Here is a 14,904-nt window from a genome sequence, read left to right as displayed (position 1 = left end):
CGATTCGATCAAAGCCGTAGTTTTCTGCGAATCCAATCCGAGGGCCAGAGCCTTTTCCGATTTGCGAACACAACCTGCATCGCGGGTTTGTCCCTGATGTCGCATTCATCTTTATGACGCGGCGGGCGCTTTCTGGACGCAGTGGTGAGCCGCACTGCAAGACGTGTCCATCAAGCAAACAGGCTTCTGCGACAGGATGGCTTTCCCACTTAGGATGCCTCGGATGCACGGCCCTCCCAGGCGGTGCCTGCGTGACCGGCACGCGTTCCACCGGTGCAAATTGGATCGCCCCAGATGTCCAGCTTCATTGCCCAGTTTCGTTCCAGGTTCCGCGCAGCTCTGCTCGCCGCCGCAGTGGCGGTCTCGCCGATGCTTACGCACGCCCAACAGCCAGGCTACCCCAGCAAGCCGATCACTTTGGTGGTCCCGTTCCCGGCGGGCGGCCCCACGGACGCGAGCGCCCGGCTTTTTGCGCGCTCGATGAGCGAGACGCTGAGCCAGCCCATCGTGATCGAGAATCGCGCCGGCGCTGGGGGCACCGTTGGCAGCGCAGCAGTCGCGCGCGCGGCTGCAGACGGCTACACCTTGCTGTGGGGCGGAACAAGCACGCTGGCAGTGGCCCCTGGCCTGTACAAATCGCTGGGCTACGATGCGCGCTCATTCGTTCCGATCGGTATGGCGCTGCGCGGACCGATGATGCTCGCAGGGCCACCATCGATAAGCGCACGCGACCTGGGCCAGCTGATCGAACTGGGCCGGCGCAAGGCGTTGACAGTGGCGACGGCAGGCAACGGTTCGTTGGGGCACTTGGCCGCCGAGCATCTTCGCGAGCTGACCGGCATGCGACTGGTGCACGTACCCTATCGTGGAGGCGGTCCGGCAATCACTGACGCACTCGGGGCTCAGGTCGATCTGGTGCTCGATACGGCGTCCGCCTTGGCACCACACATCCAGAACGGCCGCCTGCGTGCCTATGCCGTAACCGGCCGCAAGCCATTTGCGCCGACGCCGGCCGTGCCGCTATTCGGAACACTTCTGCCCACGTACGAAGTCTATTCATGGTTTGGTCCCGTGGCGCCTGCCGGCACACCCCCGCAGGTCGTTGAGCGGCTGGTTCGGGCCATGGCAGTAGCCGCCGCATCGCCCGATGTGCAGAAGGAATTGACCAACACTGGCGTGGAGCCGGGAGTTGGAACGCGCGAAGAATTCGCGCGCATCATCGAGCGGGATGCGGCGAAGTGGTCGGACATCATCACCCGCGCGGGCGTGAAGGCTGACCAATAGAGAGCGACCAAAGGCAGCGCGATGCGCAGCCACGGCGGACTTCGAGCAGGGCGCCTTAAAAACCATCCTCCGGCATGCCGGCGCAGGTCATGTCGCGCGCCTCGACCACACGAAGCCATGCCCCGACCTTCGGCAACTCGTAGTTGCAAAAATACCGGGCAGCCCGGCGTCTACCTTCTGCCGCGGGCGTGCCGTCAGACACCGGGACCGCCAGCAGAACATCGGTCCAGACCCATGCAATCACCATGTGTCCGAATGCCTGCATGTACGGTACAGCGTTAGCCAAGGCCTCGGAAGGGTCCCCAGATGCCCAGGCCTCGCGTGTCGCAGCGACGACCACCTGCACCGCCTTTTCCACAGAGGCAGCGTTGACCGTAAGATCCGGCCGTTCGCGCGCCTGCTGCAAGGTGCGGTTGATTCGTGCGACCAGCACGTCCAAGCCCTTGCCGCCTTCCATCACGACCTTGCGGCCCAAAAGATCCGCAGCCTGAATGCCGTGGGAGCCTTCATGAATCATGTTCAGGCGGTTCTCCCGCCAGTACTGTTCAACCGGGAAGTCGCGCGTGTAGCCATAGCCCCCGTGGATCTGAATGGCCAGCGAATTGGCCTCGAGACAAAACTCGCTGGGCCAACTTTTCGCGATGGGCGTCAACACCTCCAGCAGCAGCCGCGACTCTTCGGCTTCCGCAGATGTTCCGGTGCGCTGGTCGTCCACTAGGCGAGCACACAGCAGCAGCAGGGCCAGAGCGCCTTCACAATAGGCTTTCTGCGCCAGCAGCATGCGTTTGACGTCGGCATGTTCGATGATTCGCACCTGTGGCGTTGCCGCATCCTTCCCGGCAGGGCCTGCAGGGCGGCCTTGTGTGCGGATCCTGGCATAGTCCAGCGCTGCATCGTAGCCCGCGAGACCCAAAGCCGTCGCCGATAGGCCAATGTCGATCCGGGCCTCGTTCATCATGTGGAACATGCAACGCAATCCTTCGCCTGGCGTGCCGACCAGGTAGCCGATTGCCCCGCTCCCACCACGCACGGGGTACCTTCCTTCCCCGAAGTTCAGAAGCGTGTTCGTGACGCCACGCCAACCCAGCTTGTGATTCAGGCCCGCCAGCGCAACGTCATTGCGCTCGCCAGTCAAAGCACCATCAACGCCGACCAGCTTCTTGGGCACGACGAACAGCGAGATGCCACGCGTACCGGGGACCAGTTTCCCGTCCGGACCGGGGATCTTGGCCAGTACCAAATGGACGATGTTCTCCGCAAGCTCATGCTCGCCACCGGTGATCCACATCTTGTTGCCGCGCAGGCGGTAACGCGGGCCGAGCGGATCGTGCTCGAAGTCGTCTCCGTCGGGTGTTGCGCGCGTGGAGATGTCAGATATGGACGACCCAGCCTGCGGCTCCGACAAGCACATGGTGCCAGTGAACCGACCATTCAGTTCATTGAGCGCAAAGACGCGCTTCTGCGTATCAGTGCCATGCGCCATCAGCAGGTTCGCATTGCCGAGGGTCAAAAGCCCGAAGGCGCCGAGGCTGATGGAGGCGCAGCTGAAGACCGTGCTGGCAGCTGCTTGCACTGCGTGGGGCAACTGCATGCCGCCGACCTCGTAGTCCTGCCCCCCCAGCAGGAGACCCGACTCCACGTACGCGGCGTAGGCTTCGTGCGTCACAGCGGGAAGCGTGACGGTCTCTCCGTCGAAGCGAGGTTCTTCGGTATCGATCAGACGGTTGGCCGGCGCGTATTTCTCGCGTGCGATCCGCTCGCAGGTGTCGAGAACGGCATCGAATGTCTCACGCGAGTGATCGGCAAATCGCTGCCGGCTGCTCAGGCGTTCGGTCTGCAGCCACTCATGAAGCAGGAAGTCGAGGGTTGTGCGAAGCGTGGACATGACAGAGCTAATCAGTTGATTGATAGTGAGACAGGGGCTTGGCCCGATTCGGTTCTGCGTCAGGCATGTGCCGCGCCGACGAGCACGAAGAGCACTGTTGCCGCCTTGTCTCCGCGGTTACGCCAAGCATGGCGGGTGCCGTTCTGGACCACCACGTCGTGCGGCGAGAGCTTGGTCAGTACACCACCATCCAGTTCAAGATGCAGTTCACCGTCGAGCAGGACCGCATAGTCGACTGTGTCGGTGGTGTGCATGCCCGGACTGTCCCTCTCGAAGGCCTCTGCCAAGCCGGGAAGCAACTGCATGTACTCGGCACCCGCGGCAGCTGGATCGAAGCCGGGGCTCACCATGACCGAATCTGGCGGAAATGTGACCAGCATCAGATTGCTGCCACCGGCCGGGGGAACCCACGAGCGCGCCGAGATGGATGGATCTCCGGACTCTCCGAGCATCGACCGTGCCGGCGTTTCCCACAACAACGCGGCCGCCAGGCCAGGCACGTGCTTGAACGTCACGGCTCGCGGCGGCGCAGCGTCGGACGCGATGATGGACTTCCCGCCGGCGTCGCGGCCAGTCACGATTCGTCTAATTTGCATGGGGGGCTCCTTGTTCGCTGCTTCAATGCATGATCACGACGTTGGTGAATCCACCGCCGCGCTTGTCGATGGCGTCCAGTGCCTCGTTCACCTGGTCCAGCGAGAAGCGCTCGTGTTCGAATACGCTCAAGTCGAGCGTCCCGGCATGCGCCATGGCAGCCATGTCTTGGCCTTCCGCAGTGCTGAACCAGCAAGAGCCGATGTACGACTTCTGCAGGGCCATCAACGGAAATGGATCGAGTGGGATCGGATCAGCCACGCCGCCGATGTTGATGGTGCGCCCGCCGCGCTTGAGCGCATTGAAAGCGTCCAGAACCGTGGCCACGGGTGCATTGGGACCCAAGGCCTCGATCAACGCATCGGCGCCGAAGCCGTTGGTCGCTTGCATCACCACCTCCGCGGTTGGCCGCGAGCCCAAGGCAATGGGAACGACACGTGCAGGGTCGATCTTGTGGAGCTTGTCCAGCAGTGCCTGGTTACGACCGGTCGCGAACACCTTGGCCGCGCCCATGGCCAGCGCAAGTACTACGGCGCCCAAGCCCAGGGTGCCTGTCCCGCCATCCACCAGCACCGTCTGCCCCGGTGCGAAACCCGCCTTGCGCAACGCAGCGTAAGACGTTCCGAGATATCCAAAGCGAGCAGCCTGTTCGAAGCTGATGCTATCGGGCAGCTTCACCAGGTTCGCCGCTGGCGACAACAGGTATTGCCCGAACCCGCCGTACGGGTAGTCTTCGAAGATCTGCTGCGACCCCGCGCCGAAGCCGAAGTAGCCATGAAAGGTGAACGCCGCGCAGTTGGTGTGATCGTGCCGTCGGCAAGCCTCACATGAACCACAAGAGAGCCCCGGGTTCATGTAGACACGATCTCCAGGCTTGACGTCGGCGCGGACCTGCGCACCCACTGCGGAGACGACCCCCGCCGCGTCCAATCCATAGATGGCCGGCAGCTTGGGCAGCGGCATGAACGGAAACCAGGTCGGGTAGTGCGTCACCACATTGCGCAGGTTGGGCACGACGCCCGCTGCCTTCACTTCGATCAGCACGTCGGTTGGTCTGAGCTCCGGCACCGGCACGGTGTCGATCTGGAATGGCTTGCCGATCTCATGCAGACGCGCGGCCTTCATCATCTTTGTCATCTTTGTCTCCTGTTTGTGGGTTGTCGAATTTCGCGATCGCCTCGCTTGCGCAGCTAGTCGTAGTACGCCGGGGCCTGCTTGTAGGTCTTGAAGTCGTCGCCATCGTGCGAGAAAAGCACTTGTGCGCCGCTGTCCCGCCATTGGCGAACCAGCGCATAGGTGTTGAGCATTCCGGTCGCTTGCCAGGCCCCTGACGGCGTCGGCAGTGCGTTTTTCTCCAGGTTGTCGCGGTCGTAGACGGCATCGCCGGTGAAAACCACCATGCCGGACCTGGGCAGGCGCGCGACGACGAGTTGCGTTCCCGGTGTGTGCCCGGGCGCCCGAATGACTTCGATCGAGCGATCGCCGAACAGGTCGAGGTTGCCCTCGAGCCGCAGAATCTTGAACTTCCTCGTGTCCTTGATGTCCTCGTGCAAGTAGGCGCCTTCAAAGCCCTTGTCGGGCCACCACGCCGCCTTCAGCTCCTCGTTCTGGATGATGAAAGTCGCGGTCGGGAACTTGGACAGGTTGCCGGCGTGATCCAGATGCAAATGGGTAAGCACCACGTAGTGGATGTCCTCGGGCTTGAGCCTTGCCTTGGCAAGCTGGGATTCAATGGACAAGTCCGGCGTCTTCTTCAACCCGAAATACTGCCGAAGCCCGGCTCCCCAGACCGAGCCCGGTTCGTCGATCTCTCGGTCGCTGACGCCCGTGTCCACCAGCACGTTGCCCCGCGGATGGCGGATGAGGAAGAACGCCGCCGGCGTCCAGCCGCCGACACCTTGTGCGCCGAATTGGAGGAAGGACCGGGGATAGCCGACGAACTCCGCCGAGTTCAGCACGTAAACACGCGGCGAGCCGACTGCGGCCGGGAGTCCTTGCCCCGCCGCGGTCTTGCTGCCTAGGGCGATGAAGGCAGTGACAGTGAGCGCACCGATGACGGACCACGACGAACGCTTCATCTGCGAGGTCCTTTCATTGCTTTGCCAGCATTACCGCCATGGTCAGCCTGGAAACGCAAACGAGCCGCCCCGCCTCGTCCGTTAATTCGATCTGCCAGACCTGGGTACTTCGTCCGATATGCACCGGTGCGGCGACCCCCGTCACCCAGCCGGAAGGCGCACTGCGAAGGTGATTTGCATTGATATCCAGTCCGAACGCGTGATACCCCAATGGGCAAGCATAGGCCGCGCCCACCGAGCCCAGGGTCTCGGCCAGGACGACGGACACGCCTCCGTGCAGGAGTCCGTACGGCTGTCGTGTGCGCGCATCGACGGGCACGCGGCCCTTGACGAAGTCTTTCCCCACTTCGAGAAACTCGATGCCCAGATGCAGCGGGGCCGTGTCCTTATGGAACGCCGTCAGTATCTCGACCGAAATTGGCTGCTGCCAGATTGTGCTCATTGCGCTCCCCGCTCTTTCTGTGGTTCTTCACCGAAACGCCGACGCAATTCCTTGCGCAGCACCTTTCCAACCGCACTCTTTGGCAGATGGTTGACGACAAAAATCTCCTTCGGGCACTTGTAGCCTGCCAGTTGCGTGCGCAGCCGCCGGACCAGTTCCTCGCCGGTTGCCGTCGATCCTGGCCGAAGCACCACCGCTGCCACGACCCTTTCCACCCAGGCAGGGTCCGGAATGCCGAAGACGGCTGCCTCCTCGACGTCTTGATCGCGGTAGAGGTACGACTCGACCTCGGTCGGAAAGACGTTCTCGCCACCGGTGACCACCATGTCGTTTTTTCGATCGACGATATAGAGAAATCCCTGGAGGTCGAGGCGCCCCAGGTCCCCGGTCTTTAACCACTTGCCATGCAGAGCTCGTACTGTGGCCTGGTCGTCGAGCCAGTAGCCCTGCATCAAGTCGGGACTGTGGACCTCCACCTCCCCCACTTCTCCTTGCGGCAACTCGACGCCAGCATCGTCGACAACTCGAACAAGTCGACCCGGGTAAGGCAACCCACATGACGCCAGCAGATATTCACCGCCCGGCTCCATCGCACGCCGATGCGCATCGGCACGAAGAATGGTGACCACTCCAGCTTCGGTCGATCCATACCCCTGGACAAAGCCGCACCGGGGGAAGGTTTGCATCGCACGCCGCAGCAACTCGGGCGGCATCGACGACGCTGCATAGAACAGCACCCTCACGCTGCCGAGGTCGGCCGACGCTGCCGACGGGTTCGAGAGCAGCGCGGCAATCATGGTCGGTGCGAGGTGTACGTTGGTGATGCGCCGCACCTGCAGTTCGCGAAGAATCGTTGCGGGATCGAAGTCCGACAGCAGCAACGACGTCGTCCCGGAAGCGAAGCTCGGGAACAGGTGGTACCACATGCCCCCAGCATGGAATAGCGGCATGACCGCCATCGTGATGTCGGCGTCGGTGAGCTTGAGTTCTTGCGCTGCTGCCGCGCAGTTTCCCATCACGCCGGCGTGGGTCATGGCAACGCCCTTGGGTGCGCCCGTCGTGCCGCTGGTGTAGATCAGGCAGAGCACATCGTCGGGCAGTGCCTGAGATACCGGTTCTGCATCCGATGCTCGCTGGATCAGATCCTCGTAACCCTGCCACCCTCCTGCGGTGCCACCGATGAGAACGAAGTGCTTGACACTCGGAATCTGGTTGCGAATTGATTCGGCGAGCAGCCGATGGTGCTCGTCGACCACCAGCACCTCCGGTGCACTGTGCCTGATCAGATTCACCAGTTCGCCAGGCGCCAGCCGCCAGTTGAGCGGTACGACGATGAGGCCGGACTTGCTCAGTCCATAGACCTCTACATACTCCAGCCGGTTCTTGGCGAGTAGCGCGACGCGCGCGCCCTTGCAAGCCCCCAGTTCGGCAAAAGCATTGTTCAGCGCGTTCACGCGCCGATTCAGGTCCCCAAAGTTCACCGCCTCGCCATCGAGCATCTCGAAAGCGGCCTTATCGGGCCGAGCGGCCGCGTTGGCGCGCAGCACGTCGCCGAAAGTGTGTGCACCAGCCTGGTCGATCATTGCGGCACAACCCTCCCGGCCTTGCGGTCGAGAAAATCGCGTAGCCTGCCCTTGGCCTCGTCGTCGCCCTGCGCCAAGGTGACCATCAGCATCTCGGTAAACAACCCATTCGCCGGCTCTTGTTCGGTGATGCGGGGAATTGCCTGGATCACGGCATAGTTGGCCAGCGGGGCGTTCTTGGCGACCTTCTCGGCAACGGCGATCGCTTTCTGCAGACCGTCACCTGCCTCGACCAAGTATTGCGAGAAGCGCAGGAAGTTCCGGCCTTCGACCGCATCGAATACGCGGCCGGAAAGCATCATGTCGACCACCTGAGAGGCGCCGATAAGTCGAGGCAGCCGTACCGAGCCACCCGATCCGAGGAAGATACCGCGTGTGCCTTCCGGCAGCGCGTAGTAGGCGCTGGGTTCCGCAATGCGGATATGGGCTGCGGCCGCAAGCTCCATCCCTCCTCCAATGACCGCACCATGAAGCACTGCTATTACGGGGACCTTGCAGAACTGAATTGTGTCATTCAGGCGCTGGCCGATCGCACAGGTCTCGAAGTTCTCTGCGGTCCCCGCCTCCTTGATCTCGTTGAGATCGAGTCCGGCGCAGAAGTGCTCACCGGCCCCCGTCATTACCACCGCTTGCACGTCACGCGGGATCGTTGAGAAGAACGTCTGTAAGCCGATGACGAGTTCGTCGCTGAGGGAGTTCCGCTTCTCAGGCCGGTTCAACGTCACGATGGCAATGCCACCACGGCGTTCGATGCGAACGCAAGGCGGCAAGCTCGCCGGCCAATCTGTCTTTTCTTTCATTTGCAATTCCATCCGATTCTTTTGATTGGTCTAGGCGTCGAGGGTGAATCCCGACTCTTTCGCGATGCCGGACCAGCGCTTGTAGTCGGCCTCGAACAGTTGCTTGTAGGCCGCTGCGGACGAGCCGCGCAGCTGCATTTCCATCCGCTTGGCCGCTTCTGCCATCTCGGGACTGGCCACCGCCTGCTGAAGCGCGGTCTCTAGACGAGCAACGACGGAGCCGGGCGTAGCGGCAGAGACGAAGATGCCGAATGATTCGGCGTATTCGAGACCGGAAATCTTGAGCTCTGAGAATGTGGGAACGTCGGGCAAGGAAGCCAGTCGTTGCGAGCCGGTGGTTGCGAGAATCCGCAAACGGCCGCCTTTGTGGTATTCGATCATCGCGGGCAGCGCGTTCATCGTCGAATCAACCTGACCGCCGATCAGATCCTGCAAACCAGGTGCCGTGCCTCGGTAGGGCACATGGGTGAGCTTGATCCCCGCTTCCTTAGCCAGGATCATCCCGAGGAAATGCGGCGAGGTGCCCGCGCCCGGATGCGCGAAGTTCGCCTCCCTGCCCCGCGCCTTCACCCAGGCGATGAACTCATCCATGCTTTTGATCGGGCTGCTTCCGCTGACTGCAAAGGCGAAGGGATGTTCGCACACGGACCCGACCGGCGCCAAATCGTGCAACGGGTCGACTAGCGGTTTGCGAAACAACTGCGTCGTGAGCGTCAGCACCGACGTCGGCGTCAGCAGCATGCTCGATCCGTCCGGCGGTGCCTGCTTGACGGCTACCGGTCCGAGCTGGGCCGATGCGCCCGGTTTGTTCTCCACGACGACGGTCATGCCGCCTTTTGAGAAATGCGGTGCAAGGAGCCGAGCCAGCACGTCGAGCGTTCCGCCCGGCGGGAATCCCACCACGATCCGGCCCGCCGTGCCCTGGGCGTGCACCAGGCCGGCAGCCGACAGTGCGATAGCGCTACTCAACTGAAGCAACTGGCGACGATTGAAGCTGTGAGTCATGATGTCTCCAAAATTCTTGTCAGATGGGCACAGAACAGTTCAGGCCGGCTTCGGTTCGGTGAACCGTCCCGCCTCCTGCAGTTGGAGGACGCGCACGAGGTTCTCGTCGCGCCATCGAATCCAGTCGACGATGGCCGCCCGCCCTGAGACCTCGTCGGCGGCGGCGACCAGTTGCGCCTTCACTTCGGGCGTCAGCCGGGGCTGTGATCGGGGTGTCCACCACTCCTCCACGGCAGCCCCTGCGTGATCGAGAATGCCTTGCATGCCGCCAGGGCCACCGGCCAGATGCATGGTCAGCAGCGGGCCCATCAGCATCCAGCGGGGACCCAATCCGTAGCGAATCGCCGCATCGATATCACGCGCACTGGCGACTCCGTCCACGAGGCAGGCCACCGCTTCGCGCACCAGTGCCATCTGCAGGCGGTTTGTCATGTGCCCGCTGGCTTCCATGTTCACGCGGATCGGCTGCTTGCCGAGGTGGCGTGCGAACGCCATGGCCCAGTCGACCACCAATGGCGAGGTCAATTTGCCGCCCACCACTTCCACCAGCGGGATCAGGTGCGACGGATTGAACGGGTGAACAACGACGAGCCGCTCCGGATGAGGGCATGACTCCTGCAGCACCGAGGGAGGAATCCCGCCGGTACTGGAAATGATGACCGTCCCTGTACCTGCCGCCTCACCGATCTCCTGCAACACACGGGCTTTCAGATCCGGCTTCTCGGGTACGTTCTCCTGGACGAGATCTGCTTCCCGGGCTGCTTGCGCCGCCGATGCGGCAAAGCGCAGGCCTGCCAGCGGTGTGTCGATGGGCTCGGGAATGCCCAGTGCGAGGAGCGCTGGCCAGGCGTTCGTGACGTAGTCGCGCGTGAAGTCCTCGGCCCCCGGCGCAGGATCGTGTGCAATGACCTGCATGCCGCGGGCCAGAAAGAGCGCGATCCAGCTCGCACCAACCGACCCCGTGCCGATCACCGCGACACGACGCACGTCCTGGGGACTGCAACGGATCATGTCGTTCGTCACAGCGGCCGCAGGCCCATGATTTCGCGAGCTTCGGCCGGCGTTGCGGGCTCGCCGCCGAGTTCGCGCACGAGGCGCACCGTGCGCTCGATCAGCTGCACATTGGTCGCCAGCTCGCCCTGTGCGTAGTACAGATTGTCCTCGAGCCCGGCGCGCACATGACCGCCGAGCAGCAGGGATTGCGTGGTGGCCGGCAATTGCGCGTTGCCGATTGCGCTGACGTTGAACACGCTGTCCTTGGGCAGGTGCTCCACCAACATCTGGAGGATGCGCGGGGTGTACGGCAACGCACCCTGGAAGGCAGTGACGCCAAGCACGATGTTGATGAAGTACGGCGGTTCGTCCAAGCCCTCTCTGATGGCCCGGCCCACGTCCTGCACGATGTCCGACAGGCTGAACACCTCCCACTCGGGCTTGATGCCTCGCGCCTTCATGCCCTCGGCCAGTTCTCGCGTGCGCTTGGGCGTCGTCGGCGCAAGGATCTCCATGCCGCCGTAGCTGGCGCACACTGTCTGTGCATCCAGCGTGCACATCTCGACGCCCTCGCCATCCATCCCCTTGAGGCGTTCCTGCCAGTCCAGCTCCCACAGTCCGTTGTCGAGCTTGCGAAGCATGTCGCCGCTGACGCCACCGCCGGTAGAGTTGTTCAGCACGATGTCGCACTTGTCGCGGATCAGCCGGTTGATCCGGCTGTAGATCTCAGGATTGCAGGTCGCCTGGTCGTCCGGACGCCGTGCATGCACAGCGACGACGCTGGCGCCGGCGTTGTAGCAACGGTAGACGTCGTCGGCGATTTCAGAGGGCTGCGTGGGGAGGTTCGGGTTCTGCTTCTTGCCCGCCATGCCGCCGGTCGGCGCCACGGTGACGATGACTTTGGGTTTGCTCATAGGTGTTGTCTCCAGTTCACTTACAGATCGATCACAAGCCGCTGCGACAGCGCCCGCGAGCAGCAGGGCGTGAAGCAGTCGTTCTTGGCATGCTCAGCATCGGTGAGGTAGACGTCGCGGTGGTCCGGCGTCCCCTCGACCACCCGTGTCACGCAGGTGCCGCACACACCGGCCTCGCACGAGGCCGGAACCTCGATGCCGGCGTCGGTTAGTACGGCAAGCACCGTTGTGCCCGCAGGCACGACGAAGCGTTTGCCGCTGCTCGCGAGCTCCACTTCGAACGCCCCGTCCGCTGTCGCCCGGGCATCGGCCGCCGGCGCCGCGAAGAACTCGCGGTGCATGCGGGACTCCGGCCAGCCGGCACCTCTGCCCGCATCCAGGACATGCTGGATGAAGCCGGCGGGCCCGCAGGTATAGAGGTGATGCGCGGACGAGCCGCGCGACAGCACCGAAGCGATGTCGAGCCGCTGCGAGGGCGCTTCCTCGTCGTAGTGGAAGTGAACACTCCCGGCATAGGCCGCCTCGGCCAAGCGCTCCCTGAATGCCGCACGCTGACGACTGCGGGCACAGTAGTGCAACTCGAACTGCCGGCCTTCCTCGGCCAGCTGCTGCGCCATGGCCAGCAGCGGCGTGATGCCGATGCCGCCGGCGAACAGGAAGGCCGGCGAATGTGCGTCAAGCTGGAAATGATTCTTCGGTGCACTTGCCGGGAATTCCATGCCTACAGCCAATGTCTCGTGCATGTACTTCGACCCGCCGCGCGAGGCCGGCTCCCTGAGAACCGCGATTTCGTACTCCGTGGGCGATCGCGACGGATTGCACAACGAGTACTGCCGCACCAGATCCGGGCCCAACTGGACATCGATGTGCGCACCGGCAGCGAAGCCTGGCAAGGCCCGCCCGAGGGCGTCGACTAGGCGAAACGACACGACGCCCTCCGCTTGCGCCGTCTTGTTGGCGACGCGCAGAAGAAGTTGGGCTTGGGTTGGGGTCGACATGCTCGCGGGATCCACTGAGGGCGAGGTGGGTGCCTTCGCCGTTTTCATTTAGTTCGCCTAGCGAATGATTTGCCAAGTGATCAATGTAGATCTGTGAGCTCACCCCTGTCAACGCCGTTGTTCATTTTTTGCACCGGGGCAAACCCCTATCTGTGTTTATGCCGCCCCTGCCCCCTGCTGCAGCCGCGGGAGCCGATCGATGCAGACGCGGGGAAGCACCGGCGGACAGGGCCTTGAACGGCGGGGGCGCGCCATGAGCGCGGGGGTCGGGCCCGCGCGCATCCTGGCCCGGCCTGGCCTGGCCTGGCCGGGCCGGCGCGGCTCGCGCTGGTTGTCGCGCATCGCTTCGCTGTCGGTGCGCGTACAGACCCTCAGCCCGAGGCGTGGCCCTTCGGGAACACTTCACCCCACCGCCGCGGCAGGGGCGCCGCGACGCCGCGCGCGGGTCAGGTGCAGCGCAGCAGGAATTTCGACAGTGCCGCGGTGAACTCCTCCGGGCGATCGATGTTTGAGAGGTGTCCCGCTCCTTGCAGCAGGACAAGTTCCGACTGGGCGAGCGCTTGCTGCATCTGGTCAAGCGCCCCAACAGGAGCACCCGGATCCTCGCTGCCTCCGATGATGAGGACTGGACACCGGATCCGCGCCAGGCCTTCGCGCGTGTCCAACCCCATGATGGCCCGGGAGCAGAACTCGTAGCCTCGGAACGAGGTCGTCGAAAACACCTGGATCATCTGCTCTATCAATGCCGGATGCGCAACGCGGAAATCTTCAGGAAACCACCGCTCGATCGACGGTCGAGCAAGGCTTGCAACCCCGTGGGTTCGCGCCGCCTCGATGCGCTGCGCCCACAGCTGAACGGCAGCTGGCGGCATGAAGGCCGTCGTATTGGCCATTACCAGGCTCGCGATGCGAGCAGGGCTTTCAATGGCGAGGGTCTGCCCGATCATGCCGCCAATCGAGATACCGACGAAATGCGCGCGCTCGATCGTCAGTTGGTCCATCAGGGACCGGACATCCGACGCCAGTTGCGCGAGCGATCCTTGCGCCGCGGCGTCGCCCGTGGCGCTCTGTCCATGGCCGCGCAGATCGTAGGCCAGCACGCGGCAATTCCGAGCGAGCGAATCGATCTGCCGCTGCCACATGGCGCGCGTGCAACCCAGAGAATGCCCAAAGACGACCCAGGGGCCGCCCGTGCCGTGGACGTCGTACGCGATTTCCACCCCATTGATGCTGATCGTGCGCATGTCAGGCCCGCGCCAGGGAAGATGCCTCGGACGCCGCGGCGTTCTCCATGTTGCGCGCCTCCTCGGCCAGGCGGGCCTCATGGTGCCGGCGCACCCAGACGCGGACCGTGTCATGGATCGTGTCAATCTGCGGACTCGGGAACTCGGACAAGCGCGCCTGCTGTCCCTCGATGAACTCCACGTCCTCGACGAAGGTGCGCAGAATGGCGTCGTGGTACTGCTCACAGGTCTTGGGATCCTCTTGTCTGTAGCCGGTCATCGTCGAGAAAAAGTAGAAGCAGGAGGTGTCCGTCTCCGGCGTCAGCGCATGGAAGATGCGCAACTGGATGCCGCCCTCTCGGTCGTTGCGGTCGTATGCCCCGGTGCCCGCGTCCTTGCCACCTGTGTACATCAGCACGTTGCCGGGCGCGACATGCTCGAACTCCTGCCAGCGGTCCACCTTGCCCTTGAATCCGCCGGCCGCGACATAGGTCGCCGGAGGCGTGTGATCCAGGAGCCAGCGCGAGAACTTCGCTCCGCGCGGCGTGCGCTCCGGCTTCATGATCGCCTTCACATACTCATCGGCGGGGCCGCTTCCGATGGTGTTCTTGTGCATGTAGCCGATGTGCGTCAGGTCCATCAGGTTGTCGACCATCAACATGTAGTGCCCCTTGACATGCATCATTCCGCACTTGCGTGGCCATGTCTTCGCATCGTCGTGGTACGGATAGTCCACGATCGTCGAGGCGTCCGCCTTGGCCGGATCACCAAGCCAGATCCAGATGAAGCCCTGCTTTTCAACGAGCGGATAGGATTTGATGCAGTTCTTTGCCGAGATCCGGTCTTGGCCGGGAATGATCACGCATGTGCCGTCGGCGCCAAACGTGAGTCCGTGATAGTTGCATTGCAGGCCGCTGTCGGTCACCTCGCCCAACGACAGCGGCGCGCCGCGATGCGGGCATCGGTCATGCAGGGCTACGGCGCGCCCGCTGCGATCGCGATACAGGACCACCGGCTGGTTCCCCAGACGCCGCGCCAGCGGCTTCTCGGTCACCTCGTTCGGCCAAGCAGCGACGTACCAGTCATTGCGAATGAAAGTCATGAG

Annotated in this window: 14 protein-coding genes; 1 reads left to right on the top strand and 13 read right to left on the bottom strand. The window is 63.4% G+C overall.

Annotated elements, in window-relative coordinates; all coding sequences use genetic code 11:
* Positions 1–294: 294 nt before the first annotated feature.
* On the top strand, positions 295–1,284 hold the full coding sequence (locus tag GFK26_RS21370; protein WP_153283750.1) for a Bug family tripartite tricarboxylate transporter substrate binding protein: 990 nt from the start codon (positions 295–297) through the stop codon (positions 1,282–1,284).
* Between the two features lie 55 nt (positions 1,285–1,339).
* Here the strand turns inward: GFK26_RS21370 and GFK26_RS21365 are convergent, their stop codons facing one another.
* From GFK26_RS21365 to GFK26_RS21305, 13 genes are all read right to left on the bottom strand, one after another.
* Entirely contained in the window at positions 1,340–3,169 is a 1,830-nt protein-coding gene (locus tag GFK26_RS21365; RefSeq protein WP_153283749.1) for an acyl-CoA dehydrogenase, read from the bottom strand.
* A 59-nt stretch (positions 3,170–3,228) separates the two neighbouring features.
* Positions 3,229–3,765 (bottom strand): cupin domain-containing protein, encoded by a 537-nt coding sequence (locus GFK26_RS21360; protein ID WP_153283748.1) that lies wholly within the window; start codon positions 3,763–3,765, stop codon positions 3,229–3,231.
* A gap of 22 nt (positions 3,766–3,787) precedes the next feature.
* On the bottom strand, positions 3,788–4,900 hold the full coding sequence (locus GFK26_RS21355) for an alcohol dehydrogenase catalytic domain-containing protein (protein ID WP_153283747.1): 1,113 nt from the start codon (positions 4,898–4,900) through the stop codon (positions 3,788–3,790).
* A gap of 53 nt (positions 4,901–4,953) precedes the next feature.
* Positions 4,954–5,841 (bottom strand): N-acyl homoserine lactonase family protein, encoded by an 888-nt coding sequence (locus GFK26_RS21350; RefSeq protein ID WP_153283746.1) that lies wholly within the window; start codon positions 5,839–5,841, stop codon positions 4,954–4,956.
* A gap of 13 nt (positions 5,842–5,854) precedes the next feature.
* Positions 5,855–6,283 (bottom strand): hotdog fold thioesterase, encoded by a 429-nt coding sequence (locus tag GFK26_RS21345; RefSeq protein ID WP_153283745.1) that lies wholly within the window; start codon positions 6,281–6,283, stop codon positions 5,855–5,857.
* Positions 6,280–7,866, bottom strand: a complete 1,587-nt coding sequence (locus GFK26_RS21340; protein ID WP_153283744.1) for an AMP-binding protein — start codon at positions 7,864–7,866, stop codon at positions 6,280–6,282. Before GFK26_RS21340 ends, GFK26_RS21345 begins: the two co-directional genes overlap by 4 nt.
* Positions 7,863–8,666: a crotonase/enoyl-CoA hydratase family protein gene (locus tag GFK26_RS21335; protein ID WP_153283743.1), complete on the bottom strand. Its 804-nt coding sequence runs from the start codon at positions 8,664–8,666 to the stop codon at positions 7,863–7,865. The genes GFK26_RS21340 and GFK26_RS21335 overlap by 4 nt, the downstream gene beginning before the upstream one ends.
* 30 nt (positions 8,667–8,696) lie before the next feature.
* Entirely contained in the window at positions 8,697–9,671 is a 975-nt protein-coding gene (locus tag GFK26_RS21330; RefSeq protein WP_153283742.1) for a Bug family tripartite tricarboxylate transporter substrate binding protein, read from the bottom strand.
* Between the two features lie 39 nt (positions 9,672–9,710).
* Positions 9,711–10,694 (bottom strand): 3-hydroxyacyl-CoA dehydrogenase NAD-binding domain-containing protein, encoded by a 984-nt coding sequence (locus GFK26_RS21325; protein WP_153283741.1) that lies wholly within the window; start codon positions 10,692–10,694, stop codon positions 9,711–9,713.
* On the bottom strand, positions 10,691–11,578 hold the full coding sequence (locus GFK26_RS21320; RefSeq protein ID WP_153283740.1) for a 3-keto-5-aminohexanoate cleavage protein: 888 nt from the start codon (positions 11,576–11,578) through the stop codon (positions 10,691–10,693). Before GFK26_RS21320 ends, GFK26_RS21325 begins: the two co-directional genes overlap by 4 nt.
* Positions 11,579–11,598: 20 nt before the next feature.
* Positions 11,599–12,576, bottom strand: coding sequence for a PDR/VanB family oxidoreductase (locus GFK26_RS21315; protein ID WP_153283739.1), 978 nt, complete (start codon positions 12,574–12,576; stop codon positions 11,599–11,601).
* Between the two features lie 446 nt (positions 12,577–13,022).
* A complete protein-coding gene (locus tag GFK26_RS21310; protein WP_194273928.1) occupies positions 13,023–13,820 on the bottom strand; it encodes an alpha/beta fold hydrolase in 798 nt (265 codons plus the stop codon).
* A 1-nt stretch (position 13,821) separates the two neighbouring features.
* Positions 13,822–14,901 carry an aromatic ring-hydroxylating dioxygenase subunit alpha gene (locus GFK26_RS21305; RefSeq protein ID WP_153283737.1) on the bottom strand — a complete coding sequence of 360 codons (1,080 nt, stop codon included), beginning with the start codon at positions 14,899–14,901 and terminating at the stop codon, positions 13,822–13,824.
* Positions 14,902–14,904: the final 3 nt, after the last annotated feature.

The organism is Variovorax paradoxus, assembly GCF_009498455.1.
GTDB lineage: Bacteria > Pseudomonadota > Gammaproteobacteria > Burkholderiales > Burkholderiaceae_C > Variovorax > Variovorax paradoxus_H.
The sequence above is the reverse complement of the archived record's forward strand: the minus strand, read 5'-3'. Positions and strand labels throughout refer to the sequence as shown.

Bases quoted from the DNA above. Each gene is read 5' to 3' on its own strand.
- GFK26_RS21370 (WP_153283750.1), top strand. From the start codon at position 295: ATGTCCAGCTTCATTGCCCAGTTTCGTTCCAGGTTCCGCGCAGCTCTG.
- GFK26_RS21365 (WP_153283749.1), bottom strand. From the start codon at position 3,169: ATGTCCACGCTTCGCACAACCCTCGACTTCCTGCTTCATGAGTGGCTG.
- GFK26_RS21360 (WP_153283748.1), bottom strand. From the start codon at position 3,765: ATGCAAATTAGACGAATCGTGACTGGCCGCGACGCCGGCGGGAAGTCC.
- GFK26_RS21355 (WP_153283747.1), bottom strand. From the start codon at position 4,900: ATGACAAAGATGATGAAGGCCGCGCGTCTGCATGAGATCGGCAAGCCA.
- GFK26_RS21350 (WP_153283746.1), bottom strand. From the start codon at position 5,841: ATGAAGCGTTCGTCGTGGTCCGTCATCGGTGCGCTCACTGTCACTGCC.
- GFK26_RS21345 (WP_153283745.1), bottom strand. From the start codon at position 6,283: ATGAGCACAATCTGGCAGCAGCCAATTTCGGTCGAGATACTGACGGCG.
- GFK26_RS21340 (WP_153283744.1), bottom strand. From the start codon at position 7,866: ATGATCGACCAGGCTGGTGCACACACTTTCGGCGACGTGCTGCGCGCC.
- GFK26_RS21335 (WP_153283743.1), bottom strand. From the start codon at position 8,666: ATGAAAGAAAAGACAGATTGGCCGGCGAGCTTGCCGCCTTGCGTTCGC.
- GFK26_RS21330 (WP_153283742.1), bottom strand. From the start codon at position 9,671: ATGACTCACAGCTTCAATCGTCGCCAGTTGCTTCAGTTGAGTAGCGCT.
- GFK26_RS21320 (WP_153283740.1), bottom strand. From the start codon at position 11,578: ATGAGCAAACCCAAAGTCATCGTCACCGTGGCGCCGACCGGCGGCATG.
- GFK26_RS21315 (WP_153283739.1), bottom strand. From the start codon at position 12,576: ATGTCGACCCCAACCCAAGCCCAACTTCTTCTGCGCGTCGCCAACAAG.
- GFK26_RS21310 (WP_194273928.1), bottom strand. From the start codon at position 13,820: ATGCGCACGATCAGCATCAATGGGGTGGAAATCGCGTACGACGTCCAC.
- GFK26_RS21305 (WP_153283737.1), bottom strand. From the start codon at position 14,901: ATGACTTTCATTCGCAATGACTGGTACGTCGCTGCTTGGCCGAACGAG.